General features: G+C 66.7%; 21 protein-coding genes. 12 read left to right on the top strand and 9 right to left on the bottom strand.

Going from position 1 to position 19225, the window contains the following annotated elements; translation table 11 throughout:
* Window positions 1-5: 5 nt before the first annotated feature.
* The 3 genes from NDR87_RS10780 to NDR87_RS10770 all read right to left on the bottom strand — a co-directional run bounded on the left by NDR87_RS10780 (window position 6) and on the right by NDR87_RS10770 (window position 4546).
* On the bottom strand, window positions 6-2585 hold the full coding sequence (locus NDR87_RS10780) for a hypothetical protein (protein ID WP_251911069.1): 2580 nt from the start codon (window positions 2583-2585) through the stop codon (window positions 6-8).
* Window positions 2586-2587: 2 nt separating this feature from the next.
* Window positions 2588-3145 (bottom strand): flavoprotein, encoded by a 558-nt coding sequence (locus NDR87_RS10775; protein ID WP_251911067.1) that lies wholly within the window; start codon window positions 3143-3145, stop codon window positions 2588-2590.
* 402 nt (window positions 3146-3547) lie between these two features.
* A complete protein-coding gene (locus NDR87_RS10770) occupies window positions 3548-4546 on the bottom strand; it encodes a ParB N-terminal domain-containing protein (RefSeq protein ID WP_251911065.1) in 999 nt (332 codons plus the stop codon).
* A gap of 361 nt (window positions 4547-4907) precedes the next feature.
* Between NDR87_RS10770 and NDR87_RS10765 the strand changes: the two genes are divergently transcribed.
* Complete coding sequence (locus NDR87_RS10765; protein ID WP_251911062.1) at window positions 4908-5366, top strand: hypothetical protein; 459 nt, start codon at window positions 4908-4910, stop codon at window positions 5364-5366.
* A gap of 223 nt (window positions 5367-5589) precedes the next feature.
* On the top strand, window positions 5590-6453 hold the full coding sequence (locus NDR87_RS10760; RefSeq protein WP_251911060.1) for a helix-turn-helix transcriptional regulator: 864 nt from the start codon (window positions 5590-5592) through the stop codon (window positions 6451-6453).
* On the opposite strand, the gene NDR87_RS10755 is transcribed toward NDR87_RS10760, so the two are convergent.
* Both NDR87_RS10755 and NDR87_RS10750 read right to left on the bottom strand, forming a co-directional pair.
* Complete coding sequence (locus tag NDR87_RS10755) at window positions 6454-7260, bottom strand: ABC transporter permease (RefSeq protein ID WP_251911058.1); 807 nt, start codon at window positions 7258-7260, stop codon at window positions 6454-6456.
* Window positions 7257-8060 (bottom strand): ABC transporter permease, encoded by an 804-nt coding sequence (locus tag NDR87_RS10750; RefSeq protein ID WP_251911056.1) that lies wholly within the window; start codon window positions 8058-8060, stop codon window positions 7257-7259. The genes NDR87_RS10755 and NDR87_RS10750 overlap by 4 nt, the downstream gene beginning before the upstream one ends.
* 144 nt (window positions 8061-8204) lie before the next feature.
* On the opposite strand from NDR87_RS10750, the gene NDR87_RS10745 reads away from it, so the two are divergent.
* Complete coding sequence (locus NDR87_RS10745; RefSeq protein ID WP_251911054.1) at window positions 8205-8717, top strand: peroxynitrite isomerase; 513 nt, start codon at window positions 8205-8207, stop codon at window positions 8715-8717.
* Between the two features lie 170 nt (window positions 8718-8887).
* On the top strand, window positions 8888-9037 hold the full coding sequence (locus tag NDR87_RS10740) for a hypothetical protein (RefSeq protein ID WP_251911050.1): 150 nt from the start codon (window positions 8888-8890) through the stop codon (window positions 9035-9037).
* Between the two features lie 121 nt (window positions 9038-9158).
* On the opposite strand, the gene NDR87_RS10735 is transcribed toward NDR87_RS10740, so the two are convergent.
* Genes NDR87_RS10735 through ispG form a run of 3 tightly spaced genes read right to left on the bottom strand, consistent with a single transcriptional unit; the run spans window position 9159 to window position 13084 of the window.
* Complete coding sequence (locus NDR87_RS10735) at window positions 9159-10961, bottom strand: penicillin-binding transpeptidase domain-containing protein (RefSeq protein WP_251911048.1); 1803 nt, start codon at window positions 10959-10961, stop codon at window positions 9159-9161.
* Between the two features lie 50 nt (window positions 10962-11011).
* A complete protein-coding gene (locus NDR87_RS10730) occupies window positions 11012-11875 on the bottom strand; it encodes a GNAT family N-acetyltransferase (RefSeq protein WP_251911046.1) in 864 nt (287 codons plus the stop codon).
* A gap of 54 nt (window positions 11876-11929) precedes the next feature.
* Entirely contained in the window at window positions 11930-13084 is a 1155-nt protein-coding gene (gene ispG / locus NDR87_RS10725; RefSeq protein WP_308212077.1) for a flavodoxin-dependent (E)-4-hydroxy-3-methylbut-2-enyl-diphosphate synthase, read from the bottom strand.
* Here ispG and NDR87_RS10720 point away from each other — a divergent pair.
* From NDR87_RS10720 to NDR87_RS10695, 6 genes are read left to right on the top strand one after another with little or no spacing between them, the layout of a single operon-like run.
* Entirely contained in the window at window positions 13074-13832 is a 759-nt protein-coding gene (locus tag NDR87_RS10720) for a DUF3558 domain-containing protein (RefSeq protein WP_308212076.1), read from the top strand. The genes ispG and NDR87_RS10720 overlap by 11 nt on opposite strands.
* 10 nt (window positions 13833-13842) lie before the next feature.
* Entirely contained in the window at window positions 13843-14226 is a 384-nt protein-coding gene (locus tag NDR87_RS10715) for a hypothetical protein (RefSeq protein WP_251911044.1), read from the top strand.
* A complete protein-coding gene (locus NDR87_RS10710) occupies window positions 14223-15548 on the top strand; it encodes a hypothetical protein (RefSeq protein WP_251911042.1) in 1326 nt (441 codons plus the stop codon). Before NDR87_RS10715 ends, NDR87_RS10710 begins: the two co-directional genes overlap by 4 nt.
* On the top strand, window positions 15541-16314 hold the full coding sequence (locus NDR87_RS10705) for an ESX secretion-associated protein EspG (RefSeq protein ID WP_251911041.1): 774 nt from the start codon (window positions 15541-15543) through the stop codon (window positions 16312-16314). Before NDR87_RS10710 ends, NDR87_RS10705 begins: the two co-directional genes overlap by 8 nt.
* A gap of 42 nt (window positions 16315-16356) precedes the next feature.
* Window positions 16357-16497 (top strand): hypothetical protein, encoded by a 141-nt coding sequence (locus NDR87_RS10700; RefSeq protein WP_251911039.1) that lies wholly within the window; start codon window positions 16357-16359, stop codon window positions 16495-16497.
* A 23-nt stretch (window positions 16498-16520) separates the two neighbouring features.
* A complete protein-coding gene (locus NDR87_RS10695; RefSeq protein WP_251911037.1) occupies window positions 16521-16841 on the top strand; it encodes a hypothetical protein in 321 nt (106 codons plus the stop codon).
* A gap of 263 nt (window positions 16842-17104) precedes the next feature.
* On the opposite strand, the gene NDR87_RS10690 is transcribed toward NDR87_RS10695, so the two are convergent.
* Entirely contained in the window at window positions 17105-17563 is a 459-nt protein-coding gene (locus NDR87_RS10690) for a MarR family winged helix-turn-helix transcriptional regulator (protein WP_251911035.1), read from the bottom strand.
* A gap of 120 nt (window positions 17564-17683) precedes the next feature.
* On the opposite strand from NDR87_RS10690, the gene NDR87_RS10685 reads away from it, so the two are divergent.
* Window positions 17684-18151 carry a PPOX class F420-dependent oxidoreductase gene (locus NDR87_RS10685; RefSeq protein ID WP_251911033.1) on the top strand — a complete coding sequence of 156 codons (468 nt, stop codon included), beginning with the start codon at window positions 17684-17686 and terminating at the stop codon, window positions 18149-18151.
* A gap of 417 nt (window positions 18152-18568) precedes the next feature.
* Complete coding sequence (locus NDR87_RS10680; RefSeq protein ID WP_251941115.1) at window positions 18569-19156, top strand: hypothetical protein; 588 nt, start codon at window positions 18569-18571, stop codon at window positions 19154-19156.
* The last annotated feature ends 69 nt before the right edge of the window (window positions 19157-19225 follow it).

The following is a 19225-nucleotide window of genomic DNA, read 5'->3' as shown; positions in this document are numbered from 1 at the left end:
CTCCCCTATCGGCAGATTCCCGGCAGCCACGCCGACGAGCGCCCGGACCAGAACGACAGCGCCGCAAGCACACCCGCAGCACCGGTGGCGAAATCCACCGCGGCGCGGGCCGACAGCTGACCGGGCACGTGGAAGCCGCCGGCGCCCGGGCCGGAGAAGGTCGCGACGCTCGCGGCGATCGCCTCGTTGCACCGGTCCAGATACTCGCCGTCCAGCCAGTCCGTCCGGTGGCGCAGCACCGCATTGGCGGCGAGCCCGCCGGTGAGGCCGATGTACAGACCCGGCTGCACGCCGACCCGACTGCAGGCGGCCCGCTGCAGCGCGGCGACGGTTCGTGCGCCCGGATGCCACCTGCCGCCGCTTTCCGCGGCCGCGATCAGCAGCCCGGCGTTACCGCGATCGAGATAGCTCAACAGGCGAATCCGCTTGTCCCAGTGGAAGAGCAGGCCCTCGGCCGCGTCGTGCGGCTCATAGGTGGTGAGTTCGGCGTCCAGCGCGGCGGTGGCGGTGGCGAGGTAGGCGCGCCGGGGTACCACCTCGTGCGCGCGGATCAGCGCCAGCGCCGCGCCCGACAGGCCGTTCAGCAGCCCGGTCGGCACCACCTCACCGCGTTCGAGAATCGCCTCGACGCGTCGACGCAGTTCGTCGGCGGCCGATTCGAGCCATTCCGGCGTCACCGTCAGACCCGCGTTGCGGCACCACACGGCGAGCAGGATCTGCCCGGCCAGCCCGCCGCGGACATTCGTGCCGCTCGCGGTGATCTCGGCGGTGGCGAGGAAGCGGTCGAGCAGTTGTTCGGCCAGATCGTCGGCGCCGATTTCCGCGCTCACGACGATATTGCCGGACCAGCCGTCGAGCAGTCCGTTGCCGAGTGCGCCGAAGTGGTCCAGATTCTTCCCCAGCCAGGTGCGATAGCCGGTGGCCACCGGTTCGGGCACCGCGCCGTGGCGGGAGAGCGCCCACACCACACCGGCCGGGCCATGGCTGATGCCGAAGCGGGTGAACTCGCCGAAACCGGTGGGGCTGCACGGGATCGGGTATCTGTCCTCGAAATCGCAACACCCACTGAGGGTTTCGGCCAGCGTGGCGCAATAGCGTTCCAGCCGGGGGCGAATCGCCTCGGCGGCGACGAAGGTGCCCGTGCGTTCGGTCACGCCCAGCCGCTTGCGCATATCCGTGCGCCACTGCGGGCTCAGCTGGAAGGTCGCGGCGGCGAAGTCGATCAGACCTGCCAGCGCGCCCGGCACATACGACGTCATGGGCAGCATCGGCACGTAGAGATAGAGCTCGACGGCCGCGAGCCCGAATTCGTCGGCGGCCCTACCCCCGACTCCCGGACGGCAGAAGCCCTGCGCACCGACGAATACGGCCGATTCGTCCTCGGCGTCGGCCGCGGCCTCGAGGTCGATGAGCCACAGTTCGCCGTCGGACCCGACGATGACATTGGCCGGATGCAGATCCACCAGCGCGACCCCGGCGCGGTGCGCATCGGCCACGATTCGGGCCAGCCGCTCGATATGCCGGGTCACCGCCGCCGCGAAACGCTGCGCCGCCTCCCACGGCACCGGACGATCCGGCTGCGGCTGGATCAGGGCCGGATTGCGCGCCGCCGACCACTCCTGCAGGGTGGAGCCCTCGACGAAGCGGTAGACCAGAAAGTCGCTGTCGCCCTGGGTGAAATGGTCGAGCACCTCCGGCACGGCGCCGATATCGCGCAGCCGCCGCATGGCGTCGCGCTGGGCGCGCAGCCGTTCGGTCGCCGGGCGTAGGCCCGCGTCGCGGCCGGTATGGTGGCGGGCCTCCTTCAGCACCACCTCGTCGCCGGTCTCGGTGTTGGTCGCCCGATAGACGCCACCGGTATTGGACATGTGCAACGCGCCGCGCACCCGGTAGATGGGGCGGTCGGAGCCAGCGGGGCGGTCGGCGGGCAGTTCGTCGAAAATCGCCGGGCGCTCGACGAATTCGGGAGTGTGCGGGCGCACACCGCGCCGATCGGGTATCAGCCGACCGGTCGCATCGGCCATGGCCAACACCGGCTCGCCCTCGGCGTCGGGGACGTGACGGGCGACGAAGGACCCGTAGCGGGCGTGCACGATCGAGTCCCCGAGCCGGTGGTCGCCGAGGATGCGGGGCCCACGCAGCGCGCCGAACTCCTCGAACAGCTTGCGGAAGAACGCATCCGGATCGGTGTCGGCGTTCGGATAGAAGACCACGATCTTTCCCGATGCCTCCCGCGGCGCGTACTTGCCGTTCAGCGCCCAGGCGTATTCGTATCGGCTCAGATATTTGAACGCCCAGCCGCGCCGGACACACAGCCGGGCGGTCCGCTCGACGACGTCGCGGACGTCCTCGAGCATCGGCGCCAAATGCGCCTTCCATCCCTGCGGCTGGAGTTGATGCCCGATCGGTGCGACCACCGTCCACGGCCCGCGCTGCTCGGCGTGCCATGGGGAGGGAATGTCGGGGCAGTCGATCGGACCGCTCGGAATCGCGGCGAGATGTGGATTACGAATCGCATCCAGCCGCCACGTTTCCAAGGGGGCGAAGTATTCGGGATCGGCCAGAGTTTCGAGATAGAACTGCATTGTTACGCCGCCTCGTCCTGTGCCCGAGCGTCCAACATCGCGAAAACATCCCAAATGGGCGGCATGACCAGGGCATGGTCGTCGATGCTCACACTCGGCCGCAGCACCGGTTCCACCACGAGGGTGTTGTGCCGTTCCCGCAGCGTTTTCAGCAATGCGAGCACGGCCGGGTTCCGATCCGCCCCGGGCGGCAGATTCGGGGCCAGGCAGGTGGTGGCCGCGGTGCAGTGCAGGGCGTTGAGCATCGGGGTGGCGGCATCCAGCGACGCGATCCGGGCGAGCGTGTCCAGCGTCGCGGGCGCCACCAGGATCAGGTCGTGACCTGCCAGCCAGGTATGCGGGGAGGGCGATTCGGCGAGCAGCACCGGATCGTCCCAGCTGTCCACCGCGATCGCGGTGCCCGACAGCGCGGCGGCGCTGCGGACGGTGACGAATTCGGTGGCCGACCGCGACAGCACGATCCGAATCGAATCGTCTCGGCGATTGGCCTTCATCCAATTGATCCACACCGGCAGAAAGCAGGCGTTCAATGCTCCCGTGACAAACAAGAGAACCCTCATCGGTGAACCTCTACTTCCACATATCTTCGGTGTGAATCGCCGGGACGGTGCCCATGAGCGCAAGGCCCATGAGCACCGGCAACACGGCTGGAAATAATTAGCAGCCGTTGGACGAGATCGAGGCGACACGCTCGGCGGAAGCCGAGGTGGCGTCGAAGTCCTGCAGGTCGGCAACGTTGGTCACGTCGATCATTTTCATCTCCTTGAATCTCATTTCATGCGGAGCCGATTGTTCCGCTCCGGACGTATTTCTAACAGAGATTCGCAGCGGCCAGCAATACCGCTTGGAAACAAGTTTTCAGCGCAAACCCGTGTTCAGTCGAACATTTTCGGTCACCCTCCGACACACATAAAAAAGGGGTGGCAACCCCTATGGGTTGCCACCCCTTTCCGCCTTCGCCGCTAGGCCGCTCCGTTTTCCAATCTGCTGGCCAAGTCGTGCCACGACTTGGCATTGGCCCGGGCCAGCCGCGCGAGTGCACCGCGACAATGCGATGGCACTTCTATCGTCATCTCCTCCCATTCATGGACGTTCATGATCGATAGCGCGAGGCGTCGCAACAGCTGCCGCCCGTTGTCCTTCAGCCGCAGCGCGGGATCGTTGCGTAGATTTTTCAAGATCGCCTGCTGCACCGAGGCACCCGCCCCCGCCCGCCGCGCCGCCTCCTCCGGCAGCGAGGTGACCTCGGACTCCTGCGGGATCACCACGATGCGAGTCATGTTGTCCCGCACGTCTTTCGCGGTCCCGATCGAGATGCCCGCCGACTTCGATATCTCCCGCAGCGACGCACCGGGATTGGTCCTGATGTACTCCTCGGCCGATCGCCGGGCCGCGGAGATGTCGAGCCGCCGGAACCGCCCGTCCCGACCGAGCCGATCGTTCGACTGGAGATCTTCCCCATCTGAACGCCGCCGCAGCCCCCCGACCGTCTTGTGCGACAGTCCGACCATTCCGGCGATCAGCCGATCCGACCACTGCGGATGCGATTCGATCAGACGCCGGGCCGCGGACTTGCGCTCGGCCAGCGAAAGCGGTAGCCCGTGTGCGACATTCGCCCGGACCGCCAGGGCGAAAGCGTCCTCCTCGCTGCCGTCGAAATACCTGACGGCGATGGTATCTCGATTCAGCGCCAGCGCGGCCTGTAACCGGTGGGCGCCGTCGATGACCCGCATGGTGGACCGGTGGACGATGATGGGAGGCAGCGGCGACTCCACCTCCGAAAGGGTCCGAATGTGCTCGGCATTCGTTTCGCTGCGTACCCGCGCCGAATATCCGATGGTGAGCGAGTCCACCGGAACCAATTCGACTGGAATGGACGAGGCCCGCGACAGCCAGTCGTGGACCGAACAAATACCCCCCGCGAGCGGAACTAATGAGTCGGTACAAACCTCATCGGCCATAAGCCTGCTCTTTCAGGTCAATCGTAGCAGCACAGCTGACTACTCGATCACTTTCAGGTACAGCGAAAGTCGGCTATTCTCCGAGGAGTCAACCCCTTTCAACCCCCTAGCCCCAATCGGGCCGTTTCGTTTCGATCCGCACCTCGCCGAGAGGTGCCGATCATATCCGAGTCGTCTCCGGGTGGAAGTAAAACCAGCACGTCTCGAACCGACAGTGGTTCAACGGCTTTGCCCGGCACACTATGCCCACGGTTGACCCGCCGTCAACCCAAGTGAACACAGGTCTTGCGTCTTGCCCCAAATTTGTTCAGTTTGCTAAACAAGAAGCATGGGGGAACACTGGCCTAGGAGGTGCAACATCGTGAGCGACCAGGGGCCACAGCCGATCAGCGGACTGACGGACAAGCTCAACGCGCTGATCGAGGAGCACTATGCCAGGGCCGGGCGCCGCGTGCCGGGCGTCAAGGCGATCGCCAACGAGATCCGCGAGGCGACCGGCCTGCAGATTTCCGCGGTCACCCTGCACAAGCTGCGCACCGGTGAGCACACCAACCCGACGGGTGAGCGACTCAAGGCGCTGGCGGCGTTCTTCGGAAAACCCCCCGCGTTCTTCCTCGACGAGGACGCCACCAGCGCGGATCTGGACTTCGCCGCGGTGCTGCGCGAGCGGGGCGTCCGGACGATCGCGATGCGCTCGGTCGGACTGTCCAAACGCAGCCGCGAGGCAATTCTGGATCTGATCGATAAGCTGCACGAGATCGAGCGCGACGCGGGCACCGAACCCGATGGCCGGATTCCACCGCCGCGGAACGATCCGTAGCCGAAAACCGCTGCGCGATCGCGCGATTCAGCACCGCTACCATCGAGGAGCGCACAGTCGAGTTACATCGCGAGCACATCATCGAGCACGACCCGCGGCTCACCCGCGCGGGCGACATCGCAGCGCGACAGCACGAACCGTCCTGAGCGTACGGTCCGAGATGTATGCTCACCGCCTACGGCCCCTCCGCCACCACTCCGCTGCGCCAAGGAGGATTCGCGCGATGGCAGGTAAGCGCACCGTTCTGACGGTCCGGCTCCGTCGGCTGGCGGCGCTGCTGTTCGAGATGCGGGAGAACTCGGGCCTCAGCAAGGAGGTGGTGAGCGCCCGCACCGGCATCAACGTCACCACGCTGTACCGGATCGAGACCGCCCAGGCGCGACCGCAGCGGCGCACCCTGATGGCGATGCTGGATCTGTACGGGGTCGAGGATCCGCAGCGATCGGATGCGCTGCAACTGCTGTCGGAGGCGCAGAAGCCCGGCATGTCGCGGCCATTCGAGGCGGCCGTCTCCGAGGTGTACGCCGCCTACATCAACTTCGAGACCGAGGCGCTGTCGGCGCGGCTGTTCCAGACCTCGTTCATCCCCGGCCTTTTACAGACCGAACGGTATGCCTGGGCGGTGCTCGACACCGCCATGCCCAAGGTCGAGACCGCCGTCATCGAACAGCGGCTGCGCGCCCGTGTCGAACGCTCGAAGGTGCTCATTCGCGACGGCAATCCGCTCGAACTGTGGGTGGTGCTCGACGAGGCCGCGATTCGGCGGGTGGTGGGCGGTCCCGACGTCATGCGCGAACAGCTGCTGCGGCTGACCGAGGAATCGGATAAGCGCAATGTGATCCTGCAGGTCCTGCCGTTCAAGGCGGGCGCGCATCCGGCCATGGTCGGCTCGTTCGTGCTGCTGGACTTCCCCGACCCCGCCGACCCCGAACTGGTCTACGTCGAGGGCATCGCCGGTGACGACATCGTGGAGGGCCACAACGAGATTCGCCGCTTCGGCGTGATGTTCGACCAGTTGCGCGCGATGGCGCTGAGCCCGCGCGATTCAGCGGAGATGATCACCGAGGTGGCCGAGGGCCTGCGCTGATCAGCGGCGGCTGGCGCGCCGGTAGCCTAGGTAGGCGGGCACCGCGAACAGCGCGATCGCGCCGAGCGACCAGGCCAGCGTCGCCAGCAGCGGCCCGCGCACCGGCCCGCCCAGCGACAGTCCGCGCATGGCGTCCACGGCATGACTCATGGGCTGATGCGCCACAATCGGTTTCGCCCAGTCCGGATAGGCCGCCAGCGGCACGAAGCCGGTGGAGAAGAACATCAGCAGCGATGAACCCAGCGAAATCGCCTCCACCAGAGCGGGTTTGGCGGTCCACACCGCCACCGCGGTGACCAGCGTGGCGAAGCCGAGCCCGTACACCACCGGCACGCACACCAGCGCCACCGCGGCCGCGGCGCCCTGCCGGAATCGAAAACCGAGCAGCACTCCGACCCCGAACAGCACCAGGGTGCAGGTCAGGATGCGCACGCCCTCGGCGAGCACCCGCGCCGCGGGACCTGAGCCGCGATGCACCGGCAGCACCCACAGCCGGGCCAGCAGCCCCGCGTCGCGCTCGCGGCCCAGGGTGACGGCCCCGGCCAGCGAGCCGGACATGGCAGACACCAGTGTCACCATCGGCACCGATCCATACAGCGCGCTGACCCCGGAGAACGCCGAGATCTGCCGTCCCAGCACGGTATTCAGCACAATCAGCAATCCGGCCGGGAACACCAGCGACTGCGCCATCGTCAACGGGTCGCGCCGCCAACGCACGAGCAGCCGCCGGGTCTGGATCAGCGTCTGCGACAGCGCATACCGCCCGGACTCGGTCCGCCGGGTCACCACCGGCAATTCGACGTTCATCGCTGCCGCCGCAACGCCACGATGACGGCCACGCCGCCGAAACTCACCAATCCGGCGCTCGCCCAGGCGATTCCGGGCCCGAGCGTCGCCCAGCTCACCACCGCGGTCCGACCCGAACGGTCACCGGCCAGCGCGCGCATGACCTCCACGAACTGCGAGACCGGTTGATCGCGCGCGAATCCCTGGATCCAGCGCGGGAATTGGTGAGCGGGGACGAAGCCGGTGGACACCATGCCGAGGATCAATTGCGGCAGCATCAGCGCCTGCGTGGTCGCCTCCGGACTCTTCGAGAGGGTCCCCAGCACGTCCCCGGCCAGACCGAGCATCACCCCGACCAGCAGCCCGAAGCCAAGAAAACCCGCGGTGTGCCACCAGCTTCCGTAGAACCGGAAGCCGATCACATGCCCGCACACCAGTGCGACCAGCAGTGACAGCGCGATCCGATATCCGGTGGCGGCGGTCCGGGCCAGCAGCGGCGTCACCGACGGCATCGGCATGGTCGCGAATCGGGCGGTCAATCCGTCGCGTGCGTCCGCGGCCGCCCGGAACGCCGCGGCCGTCGCGCAGAATGAGACCGCCTGCATGACGATCATCGGCATCAGGAACTGCGCATAACTGCTCAGCCCGAAGCCCACGAAATTCATCACTCGATTCAGCGGCACGTAGAACCCGAGGGTGAACACTGTCGGCGCGAGCACCGCGGTGAGCACCTCGCCATTGCGCACCGACGGCCGGATCAACCGCAGCGCGAGCACCCACCCCTGCATCGCGGCCCGCCGCCGCGGCACCTCGAGGGTCATCGCGCCACCTCCCTGTGCACCATCACAACAGAGACATCGCCGGAAGCGGCGGAGGCGCAGCCGAGCCCGAGCCGTCAAGACCCCCTGCTCCCTCGAGCGGCATCCGCGCGCGCGGTCGGGGCCCCGAATGCGCGTCCGCCCACTATGCTGGCCGCCGTGCCCGAAGCCCAGCCTCCCGTCGCACCCCACCCCGATATCGCCCACCTGGCCCCGCTGCTCGGGGTCTGGCGCGGTTCCGGCCGCGGCGAGTATCCGACGATCGCATCGTTCGACTACCACGAGGAGATTCACTTCGGACATGTCGGCCGCCCATTCCTCACCTACCGCCAACGCACCCGCCACGCCGAGGACGGCCGCCCGCTGCATGCCGAAACCGGCTATCTGCGCTGCGCCGGACCCGACCGCATCGAGCTGATCCTGGCCCACCCCACCGGCATCACCGAGATCTGCGAGGGCACCCTGAAGGTCGGCGACGACAGCCTGCGGATGGAACTGGGCTCGACCGCCCTCGGTCGCACCACGACCGCCAAAATCGTCACCTCCCTGGGTCGCTCGATCCACCTCTCCGGCGACACCATCGACTACAGCCTGCGGATGGCAGCCGTCGGGCAACCCGAACAGCACCACCTCGCGGCGAGCCTGCGCCGCGCCGAATAGCGCCGCCGGATACCCCCTGAGCTGGTCGGACATTCCTCACATACATCCGATCGGGAAGGTTGGGGGTTGAATCTTCCAGCGTTGTCGGGCTACCGTTTTCCGAGTCGGCCAACAGTCGGCGAATCGCACGTTCGAGCCTTCGATCTCACTCACCCACAAGGGAGAAGACCATGAAGCGTTCGACATTGGCCCTCGTCACCGTGGGCATGATCCTGGCCGGGGCGGGCGTCGTCGAGTTGCTCGGAGACGCGTCCGCCGAGATGTCCGGCCCCGTCCCCCATTCCCGCTCGGCAGCGCCCGACCGGGTGCACTCTCCTTGATCGCACCGAATATCGATAGTCGCGAACCCCTGTCGATCCCGGCAACACCCGCTCCGTCCCCTGGCACGCAGTTGCCGGGATCGACGCCTTCGCCAGTCCCTGTACCTGCCCTGACCGCGGCTCACGCCGTCCCGGGTGGCAACGCCGCCAACATGTCCCGCGTCAGCGCGACCGCGTTGTCCGAACTCCCGCCCCGCACCACCAGCGTCGCCCACGCCAGATCCTTGCGGTACCCGATGAACCACGAGTGCGAGCCGCCCTCCACCTCCGCCTCCCCCGTCTTGCCGTACACCTCGCCCTGATCGGCGATCCGCGCGGCCGTTCCCCCGGTGACCACCTTGCGCATCATCATCCGCAGGCCGTTGACGATGGCGGGCGGGTAGGCGGGGACCGCGCCGGTGATGGCGGTCGGGTGGCCCGATATCAGATAGGGCGTCGGGACCGAACCGTGCGCGACGGCCGCGGTGAGCAGGGCCATGCCGAACGGACTGACCAGAACCCTGCCCTGCCCGATGCCGTTCTCGGTGCGCAGCACGAGGTCCTCCGCCGCGGGGACCGAGCCGGAGACCGTGGGCAGTCCGGAGACGGTGTAGTCCGGGCCCACACCGAGTTTCGCGGCGGCGACGGTCAGCGCGTCGGGCTTCAACTTGCTGGCCAGCGTGGCGAAGGCGGTATTGCAGGAGCGTTCGTAGGCCTGGGCCATGGGTGCGTCGCCGATGGTGAACAGATTGAAATTGGGAATCGTGCGGTTGCCGATCACGGTCGTGCTCGGGCACGGCAGCACGGTATCGGGTCCGGCGAGCCCGGCCGTCATGGCCGCCGCGGCGGTCACGGTCTTGAATATCGAGCCCGGCGGATACAGCCCCGTGGTGGCCACCGGACCGTCCGCATCGGCCGCCCGGTTCTGCGCGACCGCCAGGATCGCCCCGGTCGAGGGCTGCAGCACGACCATCACAGCCTGCTCGGCGCGCCCGTCGACGGCATGCTGCGCGGCATTCTGCACCGTCCGGTCGATGCTCAGCGAGAACGACGGAACCGGTTGTGGCGCGACCTCTTTCAGCACATCGACGTCCACGCCATTGGCGTTGACGGTGACCACACTCCAGCCCGCCCGGCCCTCCACCTCGTCGATGACGGTCCGGCGCACCCGGGCCATCAGGGCGGGCGCGAAGCCGCGATCGGTGGGCACCAGATCCCACTGCCGCTCGGCGCTCACCCCCGGCAGTTCGAGCAGTGCGGGGTCCACCTGTTCGAACTCCCGGTCCGAGAGCACCGCAACCGGATACGCACCGGCACGGGCGCCGTCGAGAATCGACTCGGGGGTGACCCTGCCGTCGAATCGCCCCAGCGCGCCCGCCAGTTCGGCGGCCACCGCATCCGGATCGGGCGCCCCCGCGGCGGTGAACGAGATGCGGTGCACCACACCGGGAACCAGCACGTCAGTGCCCGCCCGCTCGTTCACCCGGGCCCGCGGCGCGGGATTGCCCCGCAGCTCCATGGTCTGGGTGTTGCCGAGTTTCGGATGGATATCGGCCGAGGTCCACCGCACCTGCCAGCGGCCCTTGCTGCGTCCCATCTGCAACTGCCCGGTATACGTCCAGGTTCGCTGCTTGGGCAGCCGCCACTCGTAGGTATAGTCGACGGTGGCGGTATCCCCCGTCACATGTGCGGCTCCTACCCACGCGGTCAACTTCTCGGCCTGCAGCTTGTCCCACGCCAACCCCAGTGCCGCACCGGCCTTCTCGGGCTGGTTGGTCAGCGCCGCCGCGGCCGCGAGATCGTGGCGTGCGAACGCCCCGACGAATTTGTCCGCCGTCGGGATGGGCCCCTGCGAGGTTCCCGTGCAACCGCTCGCGACGACCACGGCTAGGCCGACAACTCCCGCGGCGAGCGCACGGACACGGTCGGCGAGACGGTCGGACACGGCACAGATGGTAAACAGCCGATGCCCCGCGAACCGGGCGACACTCGGCGTCAGTCCACCAGAACCGTGGCGAATGTGGCGACTTGCCGGAATCCCACCTTCGCGTAGGCCCGCCGGGCCACCTCGTTGTAGGAGTTCACGTACAGACTCGCGGTACGACCCGACGCGACAACGGTATTCGCGATGGCCGCCGTACCGGAGGCGCCCAGCCCGCGCCCGCGCCACTCCGGATGCACCCACACGCCCTGAATCTGGCCGGTGCGCCGCGACAGCGCACCCACCTCCGCCTTGTACACGACCTCGCCGTCCTCGAATCGGGCCCAGGCGCGCCCGGCCTGGATCAGGCTCGCCACCCGCCGCCGATAGCCGCGTCCGCCGTCGCCGCTGCGCGGGTCGACGCCGATCTCCTCGGTGAACATCGCGACCGCCGCGACCAGGTACCGATCCAACTCGTCGGGCCGCACCCGCCGCACCTTCGGATCGGCCGCGGTGCGGGCCGTCCCGTCGAGCGCGAGCAGCGGCTGTTCGTCGCGCAGGTCCCGCGCCGGACCCCAGTGATCGGCGAGCAGCTCCCACAGCGGCAGGGCCAGCTCCTGGCGGCCGACCACCGACGAGCACAGCCGCGGCCAGCGCGTGGCCCGCTCGGCGAAGGCCTTGAGATCCTCGCTGCCGCCGCGCAGCGGAACCAGATTCGCCCCGGAGAAGCACAGCGACGCGGCCGGACCGCCGCGGCTCCACAGCTCCCCGTGCCCGCCGCGAGAATCCAGTCCGTATTCCTGCAATCGGGCGGCAACCATACAGCTCGCCACCGGGTCGCTATCCAGAACTCGCAGCACCTGGGCCAGATCGCGATTCGCAAGCTGACGAGCCCCGGAGATGCGGGTCCGGCGGCTCGGCTCCAGCACACTCCGCACGTTCACAGCCTGCCACGAACAATGTAAACGTGCTGGTTTTTGGTCAGCGGCGGTCTACCCGACCGTGACGACCGGTTCGCCGGTGCCTGCGTCGTCGCTCATCCCTTCCGCGAGCCTCATCGCTTCCTCGATGAGGGTTTCCACGATCAGATGTTCGGGCACGGTCTTGATGACCTCGCCCTTCACGAAGATCTGCCCCTTGCCGTTGCCGGAGGCCACACCGAGATCCGCCTCCCGCGCCTCACCCGGCCCGTTGACCACACAGCCCATCACGGCCACCCGCAGCGGGACCTCCATACCCTCGAGCCCGGCGGTCACCTCGTTGGCGAGGGTGTACACATCGACCTGCGCCCGGCCGCACGACGGACAGGACACGATCTCGAGCTTGCGCGGCCGCAGGTTCAGCGACTGCAGGATCTGGTTGCCGACCTTGACCTCCTCGGCGGGCGGCGCGGACAGCGAGACCCGGATGGTGTCGCCGATCCCCTCGCTCAGCAGCGCGCCGAAGGCTACCGCGGACTTGATCGTGCCCTGGAAGGCCGGACCGGCCTCGGTCACGCCCAGATGCAGCGGGTAATCGCACTGCGCGGCCAGCTGCCGATAGGCCTCGACCATCACGACCGGGTCGTTGTGCTTGACCGAGATCTTGATGTCGCCGAAGCCGTGCTCCTCGAACAGGCTCGCCTCCCACAGCGCCGACTCGACCAGCGCCTCCGGGGTGGCCTTGCCGTACTTCTCCATCATCCGCTTGTCCAGCGATCCGGCGTTGACGCCGATGCGGATCGGAATGCCCGCGGCACCGGCCGCCTTGGCGACCTCCTTGACCCGCCCGTCGAACTCCTTGATATTGCCCGGATTGACCCGCACCGCGGCACAACCCGCATCGATGGCCGCGAAGATGTAGCGGGGCTGGAAGTGGATATCGGCGATCACCGGAATCGGCGACTTCTTGGCAATCGCGGCGAGGGCGTCGGCATCCTCCTGGCGCGGGCAGGCGACGCGAACGATGTCGCATCCGGAGGCGGTCAGTTCGGCGATCTGCTGCAGGGTCGAGTTCACGTCGTGGGTCTTGGTCGTCGTCATCGACTGCACCGAAACCGGAAAATCACTGCCGACCCCGACCTTGCCCACCATCAGCTGGCGAGTCTTCCGCCGGGGCGCGAGGACCGCCGCCGGTGCGGACGGGATCCCCAATGCAATGGCACTCACGTTCGGCTGCCTACTTTCGCTTTCGTCTGCGTGCTGCCCGTTCGCCCCGAGTCTAGTGCGGTCCGCATACCACTCGCCGTGTGAGTGGGGCGACAGGGAACCGACGGCGAGCGGGGCGCGTCCAATTTATCGAGCGGTAGTGTGCTGGCCAGTCGGCGGGGTTCTGAGCGAAGGGGCAGGTATGGCGGGCCATGGGATGGGTGTGCGCTGGGTTGGGGTAGCGCTGGGGGTGGTGGCGTTGGTTGCGGGGTGTGGGAAGTCCGGGGGTGGAGGGACTGGTACTACGACGAGTAGTGCGGCGGCGACCACCACGACCACCCAGGCAGCAGCCTTGTGGGACCCGTGCACGCTGCCGGAGTCGGCGTTGCGCAGCAGCGGGTTGGACCCGGCTTCGAAGCAGACCGGCCTGTTCGGAGACCAGTTCCCCGGATCGAAGACGTGCGCTTGGCGATCCGACGCGAAGTGGTACGACCTCAGCGTCTACTCGATCAACAGAACCTTGCAGGAGGTCCGCGAACGCCCGGACTTCGAGCAGTTCACTCCGACGACGGTCGGTTCACACGAAGCGGTCCAGTTCTTCGAGACCACCGACCCGGGACGACAACGGTGCGGCCTGGCTGTCGGCCTGAAGCAGGGCATCGTCATCTTCCAGACTCTGACCCGGTACTCGGCCGGGAAGCAGGGAGACCCGTGTGTGGAGGCACGCCGCCACGCCGACGACCTGGTCAAGTTTCTACCCGCGAATTGAGGAGGGGATCATGGTAGCGGGAGTTGATCCTGCCGAGTGGCGAAACCTGCTGGGGCAGGCGAATTCTGGTCAGTTGTCGCTCGACCCGGAGATCGGGAGAGGACTGGAAAAAGTTTGCGACGACTACATGGACCGTCTCGACGGTCTCATGCGGGCGGCCAACCAACTCTTTGTCCTCGGCGGTTTCGGCTCTCTGCCATCGGGCATCGACCTGGAGAAAAAGTTCAGAGGAAAAGCGGTAGGCAACGCCCAATCACTGACCAAGGTTCTCGAGCATCACATCGATGTTGTGAAGACAGCCAAAGAAGTTGTAGCAAAGGCTATTGCGAACTTCACCGAGATAGATCAGCAGAACGCTGGCCGTACTCCCCGGATGGACGGGCAGCAGCAATGAGTTCCTACGAGGACTACCAGCGACGTATCATCGAGGCCCAGGACCAGTGGAACCAAGAGCGGCAGCGGATCTACGGGCAGACCCAAGCACTGAACTCGACATTCCAAGGCGACTTCGATCCACTCGCTATCAATTATTGCGAGGTTTACGACGGCATGTCTCTGGAAGCAATGCGCAAGTGCGTCAACGACATGCGTCCCGATCAGTTGCGCGCGGCGGCAGAGGTCTGGTCGAAGATCGGAACGGAACTCACTGCGGCCTCCAACGCTTTCAATAGCGAATTCGCCAAGACCGTGAACGGCGACGGTGCGCATGCCGGGTGGACAGGGCAATCCGCTTCCGCCGCGGTCCGAGCCGTCAACAACTACTCCGATCGGTCGCATGATCTCGTGTCGGCCGCACAGTTGATCGCACTCAAACTCGCGGAATTGCACACCGGTCTCGAACAGACCCAAGCACTGTTCCCAGGAGTGGACGAGCGGCCAACCGTCGTCGGCAAGACCCTGTCCCAGGACGGGGTGATGAAGGCGGACGACTACAGCAAAGAGGAGCAGACCGAGGAGGCCCGCCGCATCCTGCGAACTGTCTACGGTCAGGTCGTCGTGCAAGCCGATAGAGGGGTGCCGGTTTTGCCGATGCCTCCGAAGATTGCCGAGGGTGCCCCCGTCGAGCCGGTCGGCCCCGGTGGCAACCAGTGGCCCGGCGGTACCTCCGGACTGGGCGACGGAACCGAAAACGGCGGGGGCGACGGCAAACCCGGCGATCCGACGGAGCAGAGCGGCGACAAGCCCGGCGACGATCCCACCCGGAATCCCGAAACGCAGGCCGCGAGCACAACGCCGAGTTCGGCTTCCGATTCGACCTCGCCCGGCAACACGACCGGCACAGCCGGTGCTCAGCCCGGCTCCGGAACTTCCACCACCCCAGCCGGATCAGGCGGCACATCCTCCTCCGGCAGCACCGGAACCACCGGCTACGGCGGCTTCGCCCGTGGCGGATCGGGCGGTGGCACCGGCGGCGGGACAAGTGGCCGCGGCGGCAGCACGGGTGGCGCACCGGGCCGTGGAATCCCCGGCGTGCCAGGCACTTCGGGCACGCCTGGGGTCGTTCCCGCCGCCGCCCGCCTCACCGGCATGCCTGGGCAGCCCAACGCGGGCATGCCCGGCATGGGCGCGCCCGGTGCGGCCGCGAAGAAGGATGACGAGGACCGCACCAAGTCCACCCCGGACTACCTCGTGACCAAGGAACACGGTGAGGAACTGATCGGCCCGAACACCAAGGCGGTCCCCCCGGTCATCGGTGGAGATTACGACCGTGCCTGATTGGAGATTCACCGCCCAGGAATTCGAAATCCTCTGGGCCGCTTACGGTCGCGACCGTTTGCCGTATCCGCTGCGATTCCGGCCGCTGGTCAACGATTTCGAGGTCCTGCGGCAGCAGCGCGAGGCGGCCGTGGCAGCCCTGCTGGCCAAGTACACCGACGACCTCCCCCGCGCCCTCCAGGTTCTCCTCGAACCCGATGTGCGCGTGGAGATCAAGGGCTTCACCGGCCCCGACCTCGCCGAGGTCATCCGCTTCCACGGCGCCATCCGCGGCAGCGAGGGCGCGGCCCTGCGCCAATTCCCCGGCCCGAGCGAGGACATCGGCGCGGACGTCCTTGTCTCCTATGGCGATCCGGCCCACGTGGCCCACCAGGCCGTCGCCGCCCTCCCCCCGCGCGGCCCAGGCACCCGCCCACCGCTGGAGATCCGCCGCGAACAGGTCACAGCCGAACGCAACCGCCCGATCACCACCCCCGGCAATGTCGTCGACCAACTCAACACCATCTTCAAACGCCAACGCCTGGGCCTGGGCGAAGTCACCGTCCTCGCAAGCCCCGCTTTCGACTCCCGCCCCACCCCCGGCCGCGGCTTCTGGTGGATGGACTACGAAGACGGCCGCTACTACGTGAAAACCGGCGACCCCATAATCGCCAAACCCCTCGACCCCACCCGCATGACAGCCGAAATCCACCGCCTCACCACGCTCACCCAGCGCTACCACACCGAGGACCGCGAACACGACGAATACCTACGCACCCGCCGCTGACCCGGCACCCGCATCACCGCACGACCTTCGAGGAGGCACCCCATGACCGACCAGTCCGGCACGCCGACAACAGCTCTCGCGATCATACCCGAAAACGTGCAAGATGCGGGCCGCTTCGTCCAAGACACCGCCCAGGCCCTGGTCTCCGGAATCCACACCGCCGAAACCGAAATCCAGTTGTAATAGAAGAAACGTAGGGGGAAGCCATGCCCGATCATGTCGGAGGAAAGAGCTTTTATACGCGAGAGGAAGCTGAAGCGCGGGGATGGAAAATGCCGGAGCACAGCCTTGAGCGCACCGCCGAGCTGAAGAAGATGTTCGCCGACACCGAGCGCGATACCCCACCACTTCCCGAAGGCACCCCAACCTATCTGGACAGCAAGAATTATCGCGACGACTTGGTGGGCACCGAGTTCGAAGGCTGGACCACCGATCCGGCCACGGGTGAATGGCGCGATGCGCAGGGTCGGCCCGCCTACGACGCGACCGGGCAGCGCATATACTGCCCCGACGGGGACCCGAAATAGGTTGTCGCGCAGGCGATAGACCGGAAATGACGACAAGACGGCCGCCAGCACCGAGATGCACAGCGAGGTTGGGGCCGACCCGACCGCGATGGACGCCGCGGACGCGGCCACGGTGCGTGGCGCGAACGCGATCCGCGCAGAGATGGACGCGATGCTGACCGAGTCGGCACGTGCCTCACTGATCGCCTGGACCGATGCGAAGACTGATCCTGTCGCCCCAAGTCCGTGTCTCGCGTCGTCGGTGATGACGTATGGCGGGGCTGTTACTGCTTGGGTGTGGCCAGGGGATTGGCGGCAATGCAGACCGCAAGGTCGTTGCGCAGCCGACGTTGCTCTTCCGCGGACAGCGGGGAGAACATTTGCCGTTCGATGGCGCGCACGGCCACGCTGGCGGCGTGCAGTTTTTCCTGTCCGGAGCTCGTGAGCTGGGTGGGCAGCACGCGGCCGTGGGGGGCTCGCTCGGGTCGGGTGAGCAGTCCGCGATCTTGCAACCCGCGAAGGACCAGGTTCATCGATTGACGGGTGACGAACGCGCCACGGGCGAGTTCGGCGTTGGATATCCCAGGGCGCTGGCCGAGCAGTTCGAGGCAAGCGTATTGCGACACGGTCAGTTCCAGCGGGCGCAGCACCGCGTCCATCGCAGAGTGCAGCGTGGCCTGGGCCTGCTTGAGGACATAGCCCACCGACTGCTCCAGTTCGCCCACTGTCTCCTCTTGACTCATGTCAGCATGTTGACACAAACTCTGTATGTCAACATGCTGACATGCCGGCGGAGTGCAATTCCCCCGAAGGGGTGCGGTCGCCCGGCTTTGACTCGATATTCACGATGGCAGGGAGTGGCGATGGCTGAGATCCGCAACAAGGCAGACGATATCGACGACATCAACCGGCGAACACGCAGGAAGACAGGGCATGCCACGATTTCCAGCAGCCACACCGACATCCTGGACAAGCAAGGCTTCGCGCACCTCGCGTCTCTGGGGCCCGACGGTGAGCCGCAGTCACATCCTGTGTGGTTCGACTTCGACGCCGTCCACGGGCGACTACTGGTGTCGACCGGCACCGACCGGCAAAAGTACCGCAACATCGAGCGAGATCCGCGGGTGTCGGTCTCGATCCTCGATCCTGACGACCCTTATCGCTATCTGGAAGTCCGCGGCCGGGTAGTCGAGATCGAGCCAGATCCCGAGAAGGCATTCCTGGACCGGTTGGCGCGCAAGTACCTTGATCTGGATACCTATCCCTACGAGCAGAGACGGAATGTCGAGCGGGTGATTCTCCACATCCAGCCCGATCACGTAGTCGCCTGACATTGCACCCAGACCTCGCAGACACGCTGGGGAGCGCCGCCCGCGCGGCACGATGATCCGATCGGTTCAGCCTGTCGTGCCGAGCAGAAGTGCCCATAATCCCGTCGAAACCGTTGATTGCCAAGCGAACTCGTGCCGACGCGCGTCGACGCTTCATTGATTGGACCGAAGCCCGGATGTGGCGGCGGCTGCACCGCGCGGTCTTGGTCAGCGCATCGGTCCGGGCGGAAAAGGGGACCTCTGACCGGCCCGAACCGCGTCGATCGAGGGCGGCGATATCGGCCGCCGATACCAAACGCATACGACCATGTCGAACTGCGACAGTGGGTGCGGGACAAAGGTATTACGGTCTGTGTCATGTGATGGTCGGCCGATAGGTTGGCGACCGTGATCGTGATCAGGAGTCGGCATCTGATATTGACCGGCATCGTGGCGATGAGTGTGACCGCGAGCGGCGTGTCGGGGTCGGATTCGTCGGAGAGGACATCGGCTCCGATGCTTCGGACGACCTGCGACGCTGCGGCTACCGGATCCGTCTTTGCCACCGAACAGCGCCCTGATACGCCGTTCACGATCCAGCTTCCACGGCTGACGGGCTGGCAGGTCAGGCAGGGGGAAGGGGGCGATTTGGTGTTGTATCGTCTCGATCGGCACGCGGGGCGGATCGGCGGCGCGACCGTCACCGTCGGCGTGTCCCGTCCAGCGATCGCTGTCACCACCATAACCGCGTTCATGGTGGACGATACATGGCAGCAGTCGCGATCCGAGACCGTCGGGGTGTGCGGCCAGCGCGCCATCCGGGCCTCCGGAATCGAGCCCGCCTCCGGTGCCGATGGAGTCGACCTCTACCACGAGTACCTCGGATTCTCTTACATGACAGACGGAATGAAGTATCCGATAGGAATGTCGGCCAAGGCCACGGCCGCCGATCGGGACAGGTACCAACCCGATATCGACGCCTTCGTCGACGGACTCCAGATCGTACGGATACCTCCGACCAGTTGAGCAGCGTCGTTGCTCCATATAGCTCCGCCCTGCAAGAACGAAGCTGGATAGCCGGGGGTACGGTGCGGG

Source organism: Nocardia sp. CDC159, assembly GCF_023740735.1.
Lineage (GTDB): Bacteria > Actinomycetota > Actinomycetes > Mycobacteriales > Mycobacteriaceae > Nocardia > Nocardia pulmonis.
This window is presented reverse-complemented; position numbering and strand designations above follow the sequence as displayed.

Excerpts from the sequence above, each read along its gene's own strand:
- NDR87_RS10745 (WP_251911054.1), top strand. The coding sequence starts at position 8,205 with ATGCTGGCCGCCGTGCCCGAAGCCCAGCCTCCCGTCGCACCCCACCCC.
- NDR87_RS10750 (WP_251911056.1), bottom strand. The coding sequence starts at position 8,060 with ATGACCCTCGAGGTGCCGCGGCGGCGGGCCGCGATGCAGGGGTGGGTG.
- NDR87_RS10740 (WP_251911050.1), top strand. The coding sequence starts at position 8,888 with ATGAAGCGTTCGACATTGGCCCTCGTCACCGTGGGCATGATCCTGGCC.
- NDR87_RS10760 (WP_251911060.1), top strand. The coding sequence starts at position 5,590 with ATGGCAGGTAAGCGCACCGTTCTGACGGTCCGGCTCCGTCGGCTGGCG.
- NDR87_RS10715 (WP_251911044.1), top strand. The coding sequence starts at position 13,843 with ATGGTAGCGGGAGTTGATCCTGCCGAGTGGCGAAACCTGCTGGGGCAG.
- NDR87_RS10690 (WP_251911035.1), bottom strand. The coding sequence starts at position 17,563 with ATGAGTCAAGAGGAGACAGTGGGCGAACTGGAGCAGTCGGTGGGCTAT.
- NDR87_RS10685 (WP_251911033.1), top strand. The coding sequence starts at position 17,684 with ATGGCTGAGATCCGCAACAAGGCAGACGATATCGACGACATCAACCGG.
- NDR87_RS10770 (WP_251911065.1), bottom strand. The coding sequence starts at position 4,546 with ATGGCCGATGAGGTTTGTACCGACTCATTAGTTCCGCTCGCGGGGGGT.
- NDR87_RS10720 (WP_308212076.1), top strand. The coding sequence starts at position 13,074 with ATGGCACTCACGTTCGGCTGCCTACTTTCGCTTTCGTCTGCGTGCTGC.
- NDR87_RS10780 (WP_251911069.1), bottom strand. The coding sequence starts at position 2,585 with ATGCAGTTCTATCTCGAAACTCTGGCCGATCCCGAATACTTCGCCCCC.
- NDR87_RS10695 (WP_251911037.1), top strand. The coding sequence starts at position 16,521 with ATGCCCGATCATGTCGGAGGAAAGAGCTTTTATACGCGAGAGGAAGCT.
- NDR87_RS10775 (WP_251911067.1), bottom strand. The coding sequence starts at position 3,145 with ATGAGGGTTCTCTTGTTTGTCACGGGAGCATTGAACGCCTGCTTTCTG.
- NDR87_RS10700 (WP_251911039.1), top strand. The coding sequence starts at position 16,357 with ATGACCGACCAGTCCGGCACGCCGACAACAGCTCTCGCGATCATACCC.
- NDR87_RS10755 (WP_251911058.1), bottom strand. The coding sequence starts at position 7,260 with ATGAACGTCGAATTGCCGGTGGTGACCCGGCGGACCGAGTCCGGGCGG.
- NDR87_RS10710 (WP_251911042.1), top strand. The coding sequence starts at position 14,223 with ATGAGTTCCTACGAGGACTACCAGCGACGTATCATCGAGGCCCAGGAC.